Below are 15,459 nucleotides of genomic sequence, written 5' to 3'. Positions count from 1 at the left end.
CTGCGGCACTGCCGTTGGAACGGTCTGGTAATTCCGACAAAAAGCATCGAAAAAGGGGCCATGTCTGACACCCCTCACCCTGGTCCAGTGATGACCCGGCGCAGAACACTGCGCGGCAAGGACGGATTGCGCGCGCTCTCCGGGCTGTCAGTGCTGGTGGCCTGCATATGTGCCTTGCCAATGCTGGCAGTTGCGCTCGCAGCGTTGAGTGGCGGGACAGAGACAATCACGCACCTGATGCAAACCGTCTTGCCGCGCTATGCCGGGACAACGCTTTGGTTGATCGTCATGGTCTCGGCGGGCACGTTTTCCTTGGGTGTCGGCGCGGCTTGGTTGGTCACCATGACCCGGTTTCCCGGATGTCGGCTGTTTGAGATCGCACTGGTTTTGCCGCTGGCGTTTCCGGCCTATGTGCTGGCCTATGTCTATACCCATGTGCTGGATCATCCCGGGGTCGTCCAAACCACATTGCGCGCGCTGACGGGATGGGGCCCGCGCGACTATTGGTTCCCGGACATTCGGTCCGTGGGCGGTGCAGCGGCCATGTTGGTCCTGGTGCTGTACCCTTACGTTTATTTGCTCGCCCGTGCAGCGTTTCTGCAGCAAAGCGCCACTACTTTTCTGGCGGCCCGTGCGCTGGGTGCCAGTGCTTGGTCTGCGTTTTTCAAGATCAGCCTACCGCTGGCGCGCCCGGCGATTGCAGGGGGCGTTTTGCTGGCCGTGATGGAAACGATCGCGGATTTTGGCACAGTTGCTTACTTTGGCGTCCAGACCTTTGCCACAGGGATCTACACAAGCTGGTTTTCGTTGGCCGACCGGGCAGGGGCGGCGCAATTGGCGCTTTGCCTTCTGTCTTTCGCCCTGCTGTTGGCGATGCTGGAGCGTGCACAACGGGGCGGCGCCAAATACCATGACCCGTCGCGCCGCCAACAACGCATGGAACCCGCAGACCTCAAAGGCCCGCAAGCAATGATCGCCATGATCCTATGCGGTATACCGGTCCTCTTTGGGGCCGTGTTGCCAATCGGCGTGCTCTTTTCGATGGGGTTGGGGTCCGAGCAAAACCTGTTGAGCACGCGTTACCTGGGCTTTGTCCAAAACTCGCTGACACTGGCTTCGGTGGCGGCGCTCTGCACAGTGGTTGCCGCGATCACCGTTGGGTTTTTCCAACGGTTGCGCCCGGGCCGCATGTCCCAGAGCGCCGCCTATGTCGCGCGTCTGGGCTATGCAGTACCCGGTGGCGTTATCGCGGTTGGGTTGCTGGTGCCCTTTGCGGCATTTGACAATGCGCTTGATGCTTTCATGCGCGCGCGGTTTGACATCTCAACCGGGTTGCTGGTGACGGGGTCGATCTGGCTGCTGGTGGCGGCATATATGGTGCGGTTTCTGGCTGCAGCCTTGGGTGCATATGAAGGTGGGCAGGCGATGGTGCCCGCAAATATGGATGCTGCCGCGCGCTCATTGGGACAAACTCCGGCCGGCACCTTGCGGCGCGTGCACCTGCCGATCCTGGCACCCAGCCTGTTGACTGCCTTGCTGATCGTCTTTGTCGATGTGATGAAAGAACTGCCTGCCACCCTGATCATGCGCCCGTTCAATTACGACACGTTGGCGGTGCAGGCTTACCGTCTGGCCTCAGACGAGCGGCTCGAAGGGGCAGCCGTCCCCAGTCTGGTGATCGTCGCCATTGGTCTGCTGCCGGTGATCCTGATTTGTCGACAAGTGGGGCGGCGCAGCCGGTAGGGTCACCCTACCGGTTTTGATCAGGCCTTTGCCAGAACGCGCTATTGCTAGGCCGACAATCCGGTGTCACGCATCCTCGCCGATCTTATCCTGGGTCTGCGTGTCAAAATCACTGGCGTCATGGCGTTCATGCAATTGCATTTCGGGCGGGCCAGCCATGCGGTTGACCATGCGACCCCTTTGAACAGCAGAGCGCGCGTCAATCGTTTTGGCCCACCGCATTACGTTTTTGTAACTCGCAACATCCAGGAACTCCGCCGCATCATAAAGACGGCCTAATGCCAACTGCCCGTACCACGCCCAGATCGCCATATCCGCAATGGTATAGATCTCCCCGGCCACGAATGCATGGTCTGCCAATTGCCGGTCGAGCACATCCATCTGGCGTTTTGCTTCCATCGTAAATCGATTGATCGGGTATTCGAATTTTTCCGGTGCATAGGCATAAAAATGGCCAAACCCGCCCCCAAGGTAGGGTGCCGAGCCCATTTGCCAAAAGAGCCATGACAGGGTTTCGGCGCGCCCGGCAGCATCCGTCGGCATGAACTTTCCGAATTTCTCAGCCAGGTGCAGCAAGATCGCACCGGATTCAAAGACGCGTATAGGCGCATCGCCCGAACGATCAACCAACGCAGGAATCTTGGAATTGGGGTTTGCCGCTACAAAACCGCTGCCAAACTGGTCGCCATCTCCGATCTTGATCAACCAGGCGTCATACTCTGCGCCCTCGATGCCAAGCGCCAAAAGCTCTTCGAGCAATACGGTGACCTTCACCCCATTGGGCGTTGCCAGAGAGTAAAGCTGAAAAGGATGTTTGCCGATGGGCAGGTTCTTGTCGTGGGTCTCCCCCGCAATAGGACGGTTAATGTTCGCAAATTTTCCGCCGTTTTGGGCGTCCCAAGTCCAGACAGAAGGTGGGATGTAAACAGTTTCATCGGTCATGAACGTTCCTGATTTTAATCGCTAAAAAAGAAGACCCTAGGATGCTATTGGATGAAAGCAAGAGCTGGATTGCAAACACCGGCGTCTCGGACACGAGAATACACGTACTTGTGATAATATGGATATGTGCCGGAAATATTACCTGACGGGAGAAACACCGCTGCTGTGGTGCGTTGAACCGTAATCGAAAAGCCGTGTATCATAACCACGCGCAACGGTGCAACGCGGGTCTTTTCGAGGGGATGGGAACGATCAGCATGAAACCGGCTAAATGCGGTACGATGGGTCGGAACGGGATAAACAGGTGACCATGCGTTTGACGGTTTTTCAGGTTTTCAAGACGGTGATGGGTGTCCTGTGTGGGGCGCTCTTGTTTCTGGGTGCACTGCAAAGTCACGCAGGACCAAAGGACCCGAGTGACCCACCTGCGGGTTTGATGTGGAATCGCACCGGATTGCCTGCGGTGTTTCCGCTGCTGGTGAAGACGCCCGCCGGTCGCGACTACTACCTAACCCTTTTTGATGCCCAATCCGGCGATGCAGCGCTGGCGGCATTCATCAAGGGGGGTGCGTTTTTTAAAGTTCTTGTGCCGCCGGGTTCCTATGATCTGCGGTTTGCCAGTGGAAGCAGATGGATCAATGAAGACGCGCTTTTTGGCGCAGGCGGCAAGACAGATGTGTTTGAGTTGGCAGAACCGCTGACTTTTGCGATCCGTGATTTGAGTACAAAGGCGGGGCATCTGGTTGAGATCAAGGAGCCTGATCAGCACCAAATGGCTGCGGTTTCGGTAAGCGATCACTTTGTTTGCCAGGGTCCACGCCTGGTCAGTGTGCCGCGGTTGCAGCCCTCGTTTGATGATGTCGAGTCGTACACGTTGCGCATCCCTGATGATGGCGAGCTGATGCGTTTTCCACCGCGGTTTTCAAAAGAGAGGCTGCTGGACGGTGGTGATGCGCCAGTCTTTCCGACCCGCTACGCGCCCTATTTTTCAGCACCTGAATACGATATCCGGGCCCATCTTTGCTAGGCGGACGGGCACGAAAAAAGCCGCCCCCGAAGGTGCGGCTTTGCGTGCATGCGCTGCTGTCGGAGCTCAGCCCTGACGGGCTTTGAACCGGCGTTGCGTTTTGTTAATCACGTAAACGCGGCCTTTCCTGCGCACAACACGGCAGTCGCGGTGCCGATTCTTGAGCGAGCGGAGCGAATTGCGAACCTTCATGGTCGTTCTCCTCATGTTGTGGCGCGGGCCTGCGCCGGGTTGCGGGCGATCCGGGGTCAGCCGGACCAGTGAAAAAGGTGGTGGGCGATACTGGGATCGAACCAGTGACCCCTTCGATGTCAACGAAGTGCTCTACCGCTGAGCTAATCACCCCCTATATAACGCGAATTTCTTAACCCCAAACAAAAATGGGGCGCGAAAACACGCGCCGGTAGCGGGGTCTATAAAAGGAGTCGCCAGAGGGATCAAGGGCTTTCGGTTTTAGTATTTTCTGCGCTATGGTTGCGGGAAGAGGATCGCGAATGGCTAAATCAGCGTTTGAAGTCAGTTACCCGGAACGGAACAAATCCTGTGTGGTTTTCGCCTCGCCTCATAGTGGGCGGGACTATCCCTGGTCGTTGTTGCGCTCCACCGTGCTCGATGACTATGCGATCCGATCCTCTGAGGATGCTTTTGTCGATCAGCTATTCGACTGCGCCACGCAATTTGGGGCGACGTTCCTAAAGGCGGGTGCACCTCGGGCCTTTGTGGACCTCAATCGCAGCAATGATGAGCTTGACCCGGCCTTGATCGAAGGGGTACGCCGCCAGACCCATAACCCGCGCGTGGCGTCGGGTCTGGGTGTGATCCCGCGGGTGGTGGCCAATGGGCGGGCGATCTACCAGGGCAAATTGAGTTTGATGGAAGCCAAGCAGCGTCTGTCGGACTACTGGCATCCCTACCACGACATGCTGCAGGCTTTGCTGGATGAAGCGTTGCGATATCACGGGCAGGCGGTGTTGATCGATTGCCACTCCATGCCGCATGAAGCCGTGCAGGGTATTGTGCGTCGCGGGGCAAAAAGACCGCAGATCGTGTTGGGGGACCGTTTCGGTGCCGCTGCCAACCCTGATATTGTCGACCGGGTCGAGGCCGCCTTTACTTCTGCGGGTTTTGTCGTTTCGCGCAATGCGCCTTTTGCCGGGGCCTACGTGGCGCAAGCCTATGGTCGCCCCTCCCGTGGACAACATGCCGTGCAGGTCGAGATTGACCGCGCGCTCTATATGGATGAGCAGACCATCAAACCGTCTTCAGATTTCGCCGATCTACAGCTGGTCCTGCGCGGCGTGATCGCCGAGATCGCGCAAATCGGGCAGGATCAAATGCCGTTGGCAGCCGAATAGCCTCTACCGCAACGCGCGGCCTTTCAAAATTGCATCGGTCCCGAAACGGGCGCGGATCTCGTCGGTTGCGCGTTCGGCATCACTGCGGCGTTTTGCTTGCGGGTCGAGCAAGTCGCCTGACCTGTCGGCCCCTTCCGCGTCGATCAAATCGGAGATCCCGCAGCCCAACAAACGGTAAGGCCCTTGATTCCCAACCTGATCAAACAAACCGCGCGCCGTGCGATAGATCGCATCCGCCATCTGGGTTGCATCCCGCAGGCTGATCCGCTTGGACAGCAGCGAGTGATCCGATCGTTTCAGTTTCAACGTCACCACACGACCTGCGAGGTTTTTGGCTTTCGCACGGTCGGAGACCTTTTCGGCCATGCGCCACAGGTGCCCGTCCAGCAGGTCCGGGTCGTTGGTGTCCTCATGAAAGGTCGTCTCATTGGAAATTGACTTCATCGGCGTATGGGCTGAGATGCGCCGCGCGTCCTGACCGCGCGCCAAATGCCACAGCCTGTCGCCGATACCACCAAAGCGCGCGATCAGGTCGGTACGGTCCCAACGCAGCAGGTCCGCAAAGGTGCGAATGCCGGCCTTGTCAAAAGCGGCCTGTGCTGCGGGGCCCACGCCCCAGATCATGCGCACTGGCTTGTCGCGCAGGAAATCATCGGTTTCCGCCGCACCGATCACGGAAAACCCATGAGGTTTGTTCAGATCGGAGGCGACTTTCGCCAGAAACTTGTTGTGAGACAAGCCGATGGACCCGGTGAGGCCTAATTCGCGGCGCGTGCGGCGAATGAGAAGGGCCAGCATGACCGCCGGAGGACGACCATGCAGTCGGGCGGTGCCCGTGAGATCCATAAAAGCTTCGTCGAGCGACAGCGGTTCGATGTCGGGCGTCATCTCTTCCATCATGGCGCGGATGGCGCGGGAGGCTTCGACATAGGCCTCCATGCGCGGCTTGATGATCACGGCTTCGGGGCAGAGCTTGAGCGCTTTGAACATGGGCATTGCAGAGCGTACACCGCGGATGCGTGCCACATAGCAGGCTGTCGAGACCACGCCGCGCCGCCCGCCACCAATGATCACGGGTTTGTCTTGCAAGCTGGGATCGTCGCGTTTTTCCACCGAGGCATAGAAAGCGTCGCAGTCCATATGGGCGATCGACAGGTCAAAAAGTTCCGGATGCACGACAATGCGCGGGCTGGCACAGGCCGGGCAGCGGCGTCCGGCGTCAAATTCGGTCAGGCAATCGCGGCAAAGAGCGGGCATTTGCGGGCAGTTCGTCTATCATGATGACATGACGCAATCTTACGCCAGTGCTGACCAAATGAACATGCCTTTCACCGGGACCAAGATCGCCCTGTTGATCCATGAGCAGATCATCACGCTCCTGCGGGATGACCGCCCGGATATTCCGTATCCGGGCTATTGGGATTTGCCGGGTGGCGGTCGCGAAACCGGTGAAACACCGGTGCAATGCATGCAGCGCGAAACCCGCGAAGAAGTAGGCCTGGTGGTGCCAGATGATGTGATTTGTTGGGCACGGCGATTTGTTGTGGGTGCTCAGCAGAGTTGGTTTTTCGTTGCGCACATGCCGCGCGGGACAGAAAACCATGTCCGTTTTGGCAACGAAGGGCAGGGGTGGAAGCTGATGCAGGTCGAAGATTTTTTGCACCACCCCAAAGCAGTGCCAGAGTTTCAGGAACGGTTGAGGATTTTTCTGAAAGAGGCCAGAAAATAGAAAAACCCCCCGCTATTCGGAGCGGGGGGAGGTAACGAACCTCAGGAAGACGTGGTTCGTCGGGGAGTATCACCTAGGGTCAACTTACCACCTAGAGGCGAATTCACCTAACCCGGGATCACAAGTTTTTACCAGATACGGTAGTCTGTTGTGCTTTGGCCACAGTGGGTAGTTTTTTGGTTGACGAATCACTGAAGGATTAAGGCTGTGGATAAACTGGAAAACCTTAGGAGGATCAGTGAGTTGGGGTATGGATTTGTCAGCCGTTGATTTCAGCTAAAATGGCCTCGGCGGTGGCTTTGGGATCGGCTGATTTCCAGACCGGACGCCCCACAACGATGTGGTTTGCCCCCTCCGCGATGGCTTTGGCTGGCGTTGCGACCCGTTTTTGATCGCCAAGGGCGGTGCCTGCGGGCCGTACACCGGGGGTGACAATCAGTCGGTCTTTGGCGGCGGGAATCGCGCGGATCATTGCCGCTTCATGCGGCGAGGCGATGACACCATCTGCTCCAGCCTCAAAAGCACGTGTCGCCCGGGCCGCAACCAAGTCGGCCACGTCGCCCGCTCGCATCTGGCAGGCATCAAGATCAGACCGGTCCAGGGATGTCAGGATTGTCACGGCCAGGATTTTGAGATTTGAGCCAGCCGCCCCTTCTTTGGCGGCGGCAACCACATGTGGATCGCCTTGAACCGTCAGAAAATCGAGGTCAAATTGCGCCAGCCCACGCACGGCGGCTTCAATCGTGGCGCTGATGTCAAACAGCTTTAGGTCCAGAAAGATGCGCTTGCCCTGCTCCTGTTTGAGTTCATTGGCCAGTCCCAGCCCGCCACCGGTGAGCATGCCCAGTCCGATTTTGTAAAAATTCACGGTATCGCCCAGTTGCGCCGCAAGCGCTTCGCCTGCAAGCGCATTTGGCACATCCAGCGCCACAATCAGCCTGTCATCCATCGTCGTCTGCTCCCGCTTTCGTGTGGATTCCATATGCCGTGCAAGTGTTGATGTCTATCGGATCGCAAAAAAAGAACAAAAAGGCCCGGCTACCGCCCCAAGTAAGCGGCCCGGGCCAAGTCTGTTGTTCAGTCTTGGCAGTTGTGTTGCTTTGCCCGATCTGGGGTCGGGAATGGGCATGCAAACATCTCGTCACAAAGACCGGTTGGGCCACCTGACATGTGGTGTTGGGAAGTCAGGTGGATCAACTGTCATAGGCGAAACACGCCAACTTTTTACCGTACCATGCGACCGGCAGATCACGGGGCGAACCGTTTTCTTTGCGCTGGTCTGAAGAAGAAGATAGGGGCCCGGCATATCAGGGTAACGGGGAAAGGATACAGTGATTTCCCATGGTGGCGCTGGTTGATTTACATCACGGCAACCCCGGGGTCGTAGGATTATACTAAAATTGGCGCATGCGGACCTCTTGAAGCCGACGTTCGCGCGCCCCAAATGAAGACCAAGGTCTTATCCGCTGACGTGCCGCTATGCCGGGCGCAGCCTCAAGGGACGCTTTATAGAAGGAGAATAACCATGGACTTGACCAAGTTCACGGAGCGATCACGCGGTTTCATTCAGGCCGCTCAAACCATCGCGACGCGCGACAGCCATCAGAGGCTTGCGCCGGAACACATACTCAAAGCACTGATGGACGATGACCAGGGATTGGCCAGCAATCTGATCTCGGCAGCGGGGGGTGACCCCGCGCAAGTCGTGCAATCACTCCAAGTTGCCATGTCGAAGATGCCGAAAGTCAGCGGCGATGCGGCACAGATTTACCTCGATAGTGCCACGCAGAAAGTTTTGGCAGAGGCTGAAGCACTTGCGACGAAAGCGGGCGACAGTTTCGTGCCGGTTGAGCGTATTCTGATGGCGCTGTGCATGGTGAAATCTGCCGCGAAATCCGCTTTGGATGCAGGCGGCGTGACCGCGCAGGGGCTCAATGGAGCCATCAATGACATCCGTAAAGGGCGCACAGCGGATACGGCCAGTGCCGAAGACGGATACGACGCGCTGAAGAAATATGCGATGGACCTGACGGAGCGCGCCAGGGCGGGCAAGATTGACCCGATCATCGGGCGGGATGAGGAAATTCGTCGCGCCATGCAGGTATTGTCGCGCCGGACCAAGAACAATCCGGTGCTTATCGGCGAGCCGGGTGTGGGAAAAACCGCCATTGCCGAAGGTCTCGCGCTGCGGATCGTGAACGGTGATGTGCCTGAATCCCTGCGCAACAAGAAGCTATTGGCGCTTGATATGGGTGCGTTGATTGCCGGGGCGAAATATCGTGGTGAGTTCGAGGAACGTCTCAAAGCGGTTTTGACCGAAGTTACCGAGGCGGCGGGTGAGATCATCCTGTTCATTGACGAGATGCACACGCTTGTGGGCGCGGGCAAGGCCGATGGTGCCATGGATGCGGCCAACCTGATCAAGCCTGCGCTGGCGCGCGGTGAGTTGCATTGCGTTGGGGCGACCACGCTGGATGAGTACCGCAAGTATGTGGAGAAGGACGCAGCTTTGGCGCGGCGTTTCCAACCGGTGATGATCCTGGAGCCAACTGTAGAGGACACCATCAGTATCCTGCGCGGCATCAAGGAAAAGTACGAGTTGCACCACGGGGTGCGGATTTCTGACAGCGCGCTGGTCTCTGCGGCGACACTGAGCCACCGCTATATTACGGATCGTTTTTTGCCGGATAAAGCCATCGACCTGATGGATGAGGCGGCGAGCCGGTTGCGCATGGAAGTGGACAGCAAGCCGGAAGAGCTCGATGCTTTGGACCGGTCGATCCTGCAGATGCAGATCGAGGCCGAAGCGTTGCGCGCCGAAGATGATGTGGCCAGCAAGGACCGGCTGGAAACGTTGGAAAAAGACCTCGCGGATTTACAGGAGCGCAGTGATGAGTTGACCGCGCAATGGCAGGCCGAACGCGATAAGCTTTCTGGTGCGCGTGATCTGAAAGAACATCTGGAGCGGGCCCGGGCGGAGTTGGAGATTGCCAAACGCGAGGGTAATCTGGCCAAGGCCGGGGAGCTTTCCTATGGTGTGATCCCGCAATTGGAGAAACAGATCGCGGATGCGGAAAGCCACGACGATGGCGACATGCTGGTTGAAGAGGCCGTACGTCCGGAACAGATCGCCAGCGTGGTCGAGCGCTGGACGGGTATCCCCGCAGGCAAGATGCTGGAAGGCGAGCGCGAAAAACTGCTGCGCATGGAAGATCAGCTGCACAAGCGGGTGATCGGGCAGGGTACGGCTGTGCGGGCTCTGTCCAACGCGGTGCGCCGTGCGCGGGCCGGTTTGAACGATGAAAACCGCCCCCTGGGCTCGTTCCTGTTTCTGGGGCCGACCGGTGTGGGTAAAACCGAGCTGACCAAGGCCGTGGCCGAATTTCTCTTTGATGATGATAACGCCATGGTGCGGATCGACATGTCGGAGTTCATGGAGAAACACGCGGTGGCCCGTCTGATCGGGGCGCCTCCCGGCTATGTCGGTTATGACGAAGGCGGGGTGCTCACCGAGGCAGTGCGGCGCAGGCCTTATCAGGTTGTCCTCTTTGATGAGGTCGAAAAGGCGCACCCGGATGTGTTCAACGTGTTGTTGCAGGTGCTCGATGATGGGGTGCTGACCGACGGTCAGGGACGCACGGTTGATTTCAAGCAGACGCTGATCATCCTGACATCGAACCTCGGCGCACAGGCGTTGAGCCAGTTGCCGGATGGGGCTGATGCTTCTGATGCAAAGCGCGATGTGATGGATGCGGTGCGGGCCCATTTCCGCCCCGAGTTCCTGAACCGGCTGGATGAGACCATCATCTTTGATCGGTTGGCACGCGAGGATATGAGCGGGATCGTCGATATACAGATGGCGCGGTTGCTCAAACGGCTGGCGGTTCGCAAGATCGCGCTTAATCTGGATGAAGGCGCGCGCAAGTGGCTGGCAGACGAGGGTTATGATCCGGTCTTCGGGGCGCGTCCGCTGAAACGTGTGATCCAGCGTGCCTTGCAGGATCCACTGGCCGAAATGCTGCTCGCAGGCGATGTGATGGACGGCGATACGCTGAACATCTCCGCCGGGGCCGAAGGGTTGATCATCGGCGACCGGGTCGCGGCAACCAACCGGCCCAAACCGGATGATGCGGTCGTGCATTAAGTGAGGACGCGCGAGGGTCGTGCATTGACGCGGCTTCGAATATAACGTCAAAGAGGCCGGGTATATGACCCGGCCTCTTTCATGATATTCCCGCCTGATCTGGTAATCTTCGACTGTGACGGTGTTCTGGTCGACAGCGAACCCCTGACGAATGTAGTGATCCGCGACAACCTTGCGCAGCATGGCTTGGATTTATCCATAGATCGCATCGTGGATCTGTTCGTGGGTGGGACCATCATGGGCGTTCAGGAATCGGCCCTTGAGATGGGGGCTGATCTGCCCGAGGATTGGGTCGACAATATATATAGTGAAATATTCGAAGTACTCGCAGATCGGGTTGAAGCCGTGCCTGGCATTATCGGTGTGCTGGATGCGCTGGATGCTGCTGGGGTTGCCTATGCGGTCGGTTCCAATGGGCCGCATCGCAAGATGGAGATCACTCTATCCCGCACGGGCCTGTTGGAGCGGTTGCAGGGGCGTATCTTTTCGCGGGAAGATGTAGCAAATCCCAAACCCGCTCCTGACGTTTACTTAAAGGCCGCGCGGGAAGCCGGAGTTGCGCCGAGCCGGTGTGTGGTCATCGAAGACAGTGTCAGCGGTGCACGTGCAGGTAAGGCGGCGGGTATGGTGTGTTTTGGGTTTGTGGCGGAGACCGATCCGGCCCGGCTCGAACCGATCTGCGATTCACTCTTTGCAGATATGACGGCGCTGCCCAAATTAATGGGCCTGCCGCAGTAGAGCCCGGCGATTGATACCGCCGGGCACAGGGTCTTTTGATATCAGGACTCGGTGGGCAAGATCACCGCGTCGATCACGTGGATCACACCGTTGGATGTCTCAATGTCCGCAGTGGTGACGCTGGCCTCATTGATCTTCACGCCATCGCCCAAATCAACGGTAATATCACTACCCTGAACCGTTGTCGCGGTCATGCCGTCAGCGAGGTCGGTGGACATTACTTTGCCGGGAACGACGTGGTAGGTGAGGATGGCGATCAGCTGGTCCTTGTTCTCTTCCAGCAGCAGCGTTTCAACGGTACCTTCGGGCAGGGCGGCAAAGGCTTCGTCCGTTGGTGCAAAGACTGTGAAAGGACCGTCGCCTTTGAGTGTGTCAACCAGATCGGCCGCTTCAACGGCAGCGACAAGTGTACCGAAAGTGCCCGCACCTGCGGCGGTGTCCACTATGTCCTGCTTGGACGAACCTGCGAGGGCAGCAGTTCCTGAAAGGGCCAGGGTGGTGGCGGCAGTCAAGATGAGAAAAATACGACGGATCATGAGAAACTCCTAAATGTTTTGCGAGAGATGCCTCTGTGGCACTGGGAGGGAAACGCACGACGGGAGTTATTGGATCAGCGGGAAAATCCGCCAATGATATTTGACTTGAAAGTGGCCTGCGCTAAGCTTCGAAAGAGCGGCTTTTCAAATAACAAAAATGTCAGAAAAATCTCGCTTCGGGACAGTGATCTGGTGCCTCGGGGTCGGCTGAACGGGCCGCCTCGCATCCAAAGGTTACAGCTTTCTGTCATATTCGTGACCCGAAATGGTTTGGTGCTGCGCGGTCTACCCTCTACATAACGCAAAATGCTTTTAGGCTGGAGAAGAAGATGGCACATCGCTGGACAAATGATCTGACGCAAGACGACGTGACACCAGAGCACCTTTATATGAATCGTCGACAGATCATGCTTGCGGCCGCGGCGGGCGTCGGCCTGGCCGGGCTCGGAGCGAGGGCCAATGCAGAAGAAGCGCTGGTCCCGAACCCCTGGGAAGACATCACACAGTATAATAACTTCTATGAGTTTGGCACAGGCAAGGGCGATCCGGCGGCCAATGCCGGTGCGTTGACGACCGATCCCTGGACCGTGAAGATTGATGGTATGGTCGACACCCCCGGAGACTATGCGTTCAAGGACATAATGGCGGCGATGACCATTGAGGAGCGCATTTACCGGCTGCGCTGCGTTGAGGCCTGGTCAATGATCGTGCCCTGGAATGGATTTGAGTTGGCCGATCTGCTGGAGATGGCAGGCGTGCAACCTGAAGCGAAATACGTGCGGTTCGAAACGCTGGTGCGCCCCGAAGAGATGATTGGTCAGAAGTACCGCACCATTGAGTGGCCTTATGTGGAAGGCCTGCGGCTCGATGAGGCGATGCATCCGCTGACGATCATGGCGACGGGGATTTACGGCAAAACCATTCCAAACCAGAACGGCGCGCCGATACGTCTGGTTGTGCCGTGGAAGTATGGGTTCAAATCCATCAAATCCATCGTGCGGATCACTTTGACCGACCAGGAACCTTTGAACACCTGGCAGCAAATTCTACCAAATGAGTATGGCTTCTACGCCAATGTGAATCCGTCCGTGGATCACCCGCGCTGGACTCAGGCGACGGAACGCAAGATTGGCGGCGGGTTATTTTCAAAGCGTGTACCGACGTTGATGTTCAATGGGTACGAAAAAGAGGTGGCCGGCCTTTATGATGGTATGGACCTGGCGCGGTTTTACTGAGCGCGGATCAGGAACCAAAGAGTACAAGGTGCATGGCGCGGCCGGGCAGCAGGGTAAAGACGCCCGCTCCCACGAGCGCCGCAAAAAACAGCCAGCGCATGGACGACCGATGGGAAGCCACGTCGCCCCGCCGGGCGGCGCGGATTGCGAAATAGAGATTGACCAGGACGACGACAGACAGGATGTGGATAAAGCTGAAAGGGCCAAGTTGACGGATGTCTTGGATCCAGAAACTCGAAAGCGCAACCAAACCCATCAGTGTTACCCAGAGGTAACCGATCCAGCGATGCCGCATCCCGCCTTTCGACAGAAGCAATTGCGCGGCGCCAGCAGCAGCGCGGTAACGGCAGCGAAACTGTGCGCTGTTATAAGGAAGCCGTGTTGATAGAGAGGGGCAAGTGAGATGGGGTGTTCCTTGGGTTGTAAAAGGATCAAGATGTCATGGTGACAGGCGCAGCTAAAGTGACCTGGGTTGACCGTGTCAACGGTTTTGCCCGCAGGGTACCGACTTGGGTACTTTATGTGCTCTATCTCATGCCGGTCCCCTATTTGCTGTATCTTGCGCAAACTGGCGGGTTGGGACGCGAACCCATCAAGGCGTTGGAGCATGAGTTGGGCGAGATCGCGCTGCAGCTTTTGATCATCGGACTGACCATCACACCTTTGCGACGTTTCCTTGGCCTGAACTTTTTGAAGTTCCGTCGCATGTTCGGCTTGCTGGCCTTTACATATGTGGCCCTGCATTTGCTGGTCTGGCTAGTTCTGGACGTAGGGATCCTGAGCCAGATCTGGGCGGACATTATCAAACGACCTTATATAACAATCGGTATGGGCGCATTTGTTCTGCTGATCCCTCTGGCGATCACATCAAACAACTGGTCGGTGCGTAAACTGGGGCCGGGCTGGCGCAAGTTACACAGGCTGTCTTACGTCGCCGTGCTGTTAGGGGGCGTGCACTACGTCATGCTGACGAAAACATGGGCGTTGGAGCCCATGCTCTATCTGGCCGTGATTTTGGGGCTTTTGGCGCTACGCCTGCCCAAGGCCCGCCAATCAAAGACAGCCTGAGCGCATCTTGATCAAAAAGTAGGCAGTGTGCAAAGCATGTGCAGTGCCAGGTGGTCGTGAATCACACTAAATCCCGAGTCGATTTTTGATCTTGAGGATGATGCCACGCAGCAAGCCAAGTGAATCGGCAGTGATTCACGCAAATCACACAGCGAGTCGGGGCTGATTTGTCGAATGTCGCGGAGAGTCTTGGGGGTAGCTCTGTGGATAACGCAATATGTAGGGTGCGAGGGCACATACTTTACCATCGAAAAACGAAAGAAAGCTGCTCAAATTGACCCTTTCTCGAAATTTATGGTATTCAACCAGCTGATTTAAAAGAGAAAACCTCAAAGATGTAAAAAAAATGACTTTTCTTAAAAAAAGGGGTTGCGGGTACCCCGTACTAACCGTAGAACCCACCTCACCGGCGGCGCAGAGATGCACTGACGGGGCGCCAAACGGGCGGGACACACCGGAAACGGGACGGACCGAAACGAGACGCAAGAATAAAATCAGAGGTAAACGAGGCGGGGCGCGCCAAAGAAGTTAGGGCGCATTCAGTCACTTTTGTCTCTACGCTCTTTGAAATTGATGAATATCTGAAGAGATATGTGGGCGGTTTGGTTCATTCGATGGATCAGCCTCTTCATATCGCGCTCTTAGGGTTCGCCCGATGATGGAGTGTCAGCTTCACTGTTTGGACGGCTTCCAGTTATCTTTGATAACTGAAGCACAACAAACAGAAAAGACGCCTATATCATTCAGTAAGTGATGTAGGTCGATGTGCAGAGGTTCGAACGTCAAGGACAAGCATGTAAATGCTTTTCAACTTGAGAGTTTGATCCTGGCTCAGAACGAACGCTGGCGGCAGGCCTAACACATGCAAGTCGAGCGCACCTTCGGGTGAGCGGCGGACGGGTTAGTAACGCGTGGGAACATACCCTTCTCTACGGAATAGCC

The 15,459-nt window shown here is 57.1% G+C and carries 14 protein-coding genes, 1 tRNA gene and 1 rRNA gene; 9 read left to right on the top strand and 7 right to left on the bottom strand.

Features of this window, described 5'->3' with window-relative positions:
• The first annotated feature begins 60 nt into the window (after positions 1-60).
• Entirely contained in the window at positions 61-1,743 is a 1,683-nt protein-coding gene (locus tag AB8B75_RS02025) for an ABC transporter permease (protein WP_405359452.1), read from the top strand.
• A gap of 66 nt (positions 1,744-1,809) precedes the next feature.
• On the opposite strand, the gene yghU is transcribed toward AB8B75_RS02025, so the two are convergent.
• On the bottom strand, positions 1,810-2,685 hold the full coding sequence (gene yghU, locus AB8B75_RS02020) for a glutathione-dependent disulfide-bond oxidoreductase (RefSeq protein WP_405359450.1): 876 nt from the start codon (positions 2,683-2,685) through the stop codon (positions 1,810-1,812).
• Between the two features lie 310 nt (positions 2,686-2,995).
• Here yghU and AB8B75_RS02015 point away from each other — a divergent pair, with 310 nt between their 5' ends.
• Positions 2,996-3,712 carry a hypothetical protein gene (locus AB8B75_RS02015; RefSeq protein WP_405360164.1) on the top strand — a complete coding sequence of 239 codons (717 nt, stop codon included), beginning with the start codon at positions 2,996-2,998 and terminating at the stop codon, positions 3,710-3,712.
• Between the two features lie 66 nt (positions 3,713-3,778).
• Here the strand turns inward: AB8B75_RS02015 and ykgO are convergent, their stop codons facing one another.
• Both ykgO and AB8B75_RS02005 read right to left on the bottom strand, forming a co-directional pair.
• The gene (ykgO, locus tag AB8B75_RS02010; RefSeq protein WP_005850168.1) at positions 3,779-3,904 is read right to left on the bottom strand and encodes a type B 50S ribosomal protein L36; all 126 of its coding nucleotides are present in this window, start codon (positions 3,902-3,904) and stop codon (positions 3,779-3,781) included.
• Positions 3,905-3,982: 78 nt separating this feature from the next.
• Positions 3,983-4,057 (bottom strand) — tRNA-Val (locus AB8B75_RS02005).
• 149 nt (positions 4,058-4,206) lie between these two features.
• Between AB8B75_RS02005 and AB8B75_RS02000 the strand changes: the two genes are divergently transcribed.
• A complete protein-coding gene (locus AB8B75_RS02000) occupies positions 4,207-5,067 on the top strand; it encodes an N-formylglutamate amidohydrolase (RefSeq protein ID WP_405359447.1) in 861 nt (286 codons plus the stop codon).
• A 3-nt stretch (positions 5,068-5,070) separates the two neighbouring features.
• Here the strand turns inward: AB8B75_RS02000 and AB8B75_RS01995 are convergent, their stop codons facing one another.
• Positions 5,071-6,324, bottom strand: a complete 1,254-nt coding sequence (locus tag AB8B75_RS01995) for a DNA polymerase IV (RefSeq protein ID WP_405359445.1) — start codon at positions 6,322-6,324, stop codon at positions 5,071-5,073.
• Positions 6,325-6,352: 28 nt separating this feature from the next.
• On the opposite strand from AB8B75_RS01995, the gene AB8B75_RS01990 reads away from it, so the two are divergent.
• The gene (locus tag AB8B75_RS01990; RefSeq protein ID WP_405359444.1) at positions 6,353-6,796 is read left to right on the top strand and encodes an NUDIX hydrolase; all 444 of its coding nucleotides are present in this window, start codon (positions 6,353-6,355) and stop codon (positions 6,794-6,796) included.
• A 259-nt stretch (positions 6,797-7,055) separates the two neighbouring features.
• Here the strand turns inward: AB8B75_RS01990 and pyrF are convergent, their stop codons facing one another.
• Positions 7,056-7,745, bottom strand: a complete 690-nt coding sequence (gene pyrF / locus AB8B75_RS01985) for an orotidine-5'-phosphate decarboxylase (RefSeq protein ID WP_405359442.1) — start codon at positions 7,743-7,745, stop codon at positions 7,056-7,058.
• A gap of 576 nt (positions 7,746-8,321) precedes the next feature.
• On the opposite strand from pyrF, the gene clpB reads away from it, so the two are divergent.
• Both clpB and AB8B75_RS01975 read left to right on the top strand, forming a co-directional pair.
• A complete protein-coding gene (gene clpB, locus AB8B75_RS01980; protein WP_405359441.1) occupies positions 8,322-10,940 on the top strand; it encodes an ATP-dependent chaperone ClpB in 2,619 nt (872 codons plus the stop codon).
• Positions 10,941-11,021: 81 nt separating this feature from the next.
• On the top strand, positions 11,022-11,678 hold the full coding sequence (locus AB8B75_RS01975) for an HAD family hydrolase (RefSeq protein ID WP_405359439.1): 657 nt from the start codon (positions 11,022-11,024) through the stop codon (positions 11,676-11,678).
• A gap of 41 nt (positions 11,679-11,719) precedes the next feature.
• Here AB8B75_RS01975 and AB8B75_RS01970 read toward each other — a convergent pair whose 3' ends face one another.
• On the bottom strand, positions 11,720-12,214 hold the full coding sequence (locus AB8B75_RS01970; RefSeq protein ID WP_405359437.1) for a fasciclin domain-containing protein: 495 nt from the start codon (positions 12,212-12,214) through the stop codon (positions 11,720-11,722).
• A gap of 329 nt (positions 12,215-12,543) precedes the next feature.
• Here AB8B75_RS01970 and msrP point away from each other — a divergent pair, with 329 nt between their 5' ends.
• Positions 12,544-13,449, top strand: a complete 906-nt coding sequence (gene msrP, locus AB8B75_RS01965; RefSeq protein ID WP_405359435.1) for a protein-methionine-sulfoxide reductase catalytic subunit MsrP — start codon at positions 12,544-12,546, stop codon at positions 13,447-13,449.
• A 7-nt stretch (positions 13,450-13,456) separates the two neighbouring features.
• On the opposite strand, the gene AB8B75_RS01960 is transcribed toward msrP, so the two are convergent.
• Positions 13,457-13,765, bottom strand: a complete 309-nt coding sequence (locus AB8B75_RS01960) for a DUF2306 domain-containing protein (protein WP_405359433.1) — start codon at positions 13,763-13,765, stop codon at positions 13,457-13,459.
• Positions 13,766-13,890: 125 nt separating this feature from the next.
• On the opposite strand from AB8B75_RS01960, the gene msrQ reads away from it, so the two are divergent.
• Both msrQ and AB8B75_RS01950 read left to right on the top strand, forming a co-directional pair.
• On the top strand, positions 13,891-14,517 hold the full coding sequence (gene msrQ, locus AB8B75_RS01955) for a protein-methionine-sulfoxide reductase heme-binding subunit MsrQ (RefSeq protein WP_405359431.1): 627 nt from the start codon (positions 13,891-13,893) through the stop codon (positions 14,515-14,517).
• 808 nt (positions 14,518-15,325) lie between these two features.
• Positions 15,326-15,459 (top strand): 16S ribosomal RNA (locus tag AB8B75_RS01950); the annotation flags it as partial.

Source organism: Roseobacter sp., from assembly GCF_045106495.1.
In the GTDB taxonomy this organism is placed as follows: domain Bacteria; phylum Pseudomonadota; class Alphaproteobacteria; order Rhodobacterales; family Rhodobacteraceae; genus Roseobacter.
The sequence above is the reverse complement of the archived record's forward strand: the minus strand, read 5'-3'. Positions and strand labels throughout refer to the sequence as shown.

Bases quoted from the DNA above. Each gene is read 5' to 3' on its own strand.
- AB8B75_RS01995 (WP_405359445.1), bottom strand. From the start codon at position 6,324: ATGCCCGCTCTTTGCCGCGATTGCCTGACCGAATTTGACGCCGGACGC.
- AB8B75_RS02015 (WP_405360164.1), top strand. From the start codon at position 2,996: ATGCGTTTGACGGTTTTTCAGGTTTTCAAGACGGTGATGGGTGTCCTG.
- clpB (WP_405359441.1), top strand. From the start codon at position 8,322: ATGGACTTGACCAAGTTCACGGAGCGATCACGCGGTTTCATTCAGGCC.
- AB8B75_RS01975 (WP_405359439.1), top strand. From the start codon at position 11,022: ATGATATTCCCGCCTGATCTGGTAATCTTCGACTGTGACGGTGTTCTG.
- msrQ (WP_405359431.1), top strand. From the start codon at position 13,891: ATGGTGACAGGCGCAGCTAAAGTGACCTGGGTTGACCGTGTCAACGGT.
- ykgO (WP_005850168.1), bottom strand. From the start codon at position 3,904: ATGAAGGTTCGCAATTCGCTCCGCTCGCTCAAGAATCGGCACCGCGAC.
- AB8B75_RS01970 (WP_405359437.1), bottom strand. From the start codon at position 12,214: ATGATCCGTCGTATTTTTCTCATCTTGACTGCCGCCACCACCCTGGCC.
- AB8B75_RS01990 (WP_405359444.1), top strand. From the start codon at position 6,353: ATGACGCAATCTTACGCCAGTGCTGACCAAATGAACATGCCTTTCACC.
- pyrF (WP_405359442.1), bottom strand. From the start codon at position 7,745: ATGGATGACAGGCTGATTGTGGCGCTGGATGTGCCAAATGCGCTTGCA.
- AB8B75_RS02000 (WP_405359447.1), top strand. From the start codon at position 4,207: ATGGCTAAATCAGCGTTTGAAGTCAGTTACCCGGAACGGAACAAATCC.
- msrP (WP_405359435.1), top strand. From the start codon at position 12,544: ATGGCACATCGCTGGACAAATGATCTGACGCAAGACGACGTGACACCA.
- yghU (WP_405359450.1), bottom strand. From the start codon at position 2,685: ATGACCGATGAAACTGTTTACATCCCACCTTCTGTCTGGACTTGGGAC.
- AB8B75_RS02025 (WP_405359452.1), top strand. From the start codon at position 61: ATGTCTGACACCCCTCACCCTGGTCCAGTGATGACCCGGCGCAGAACA.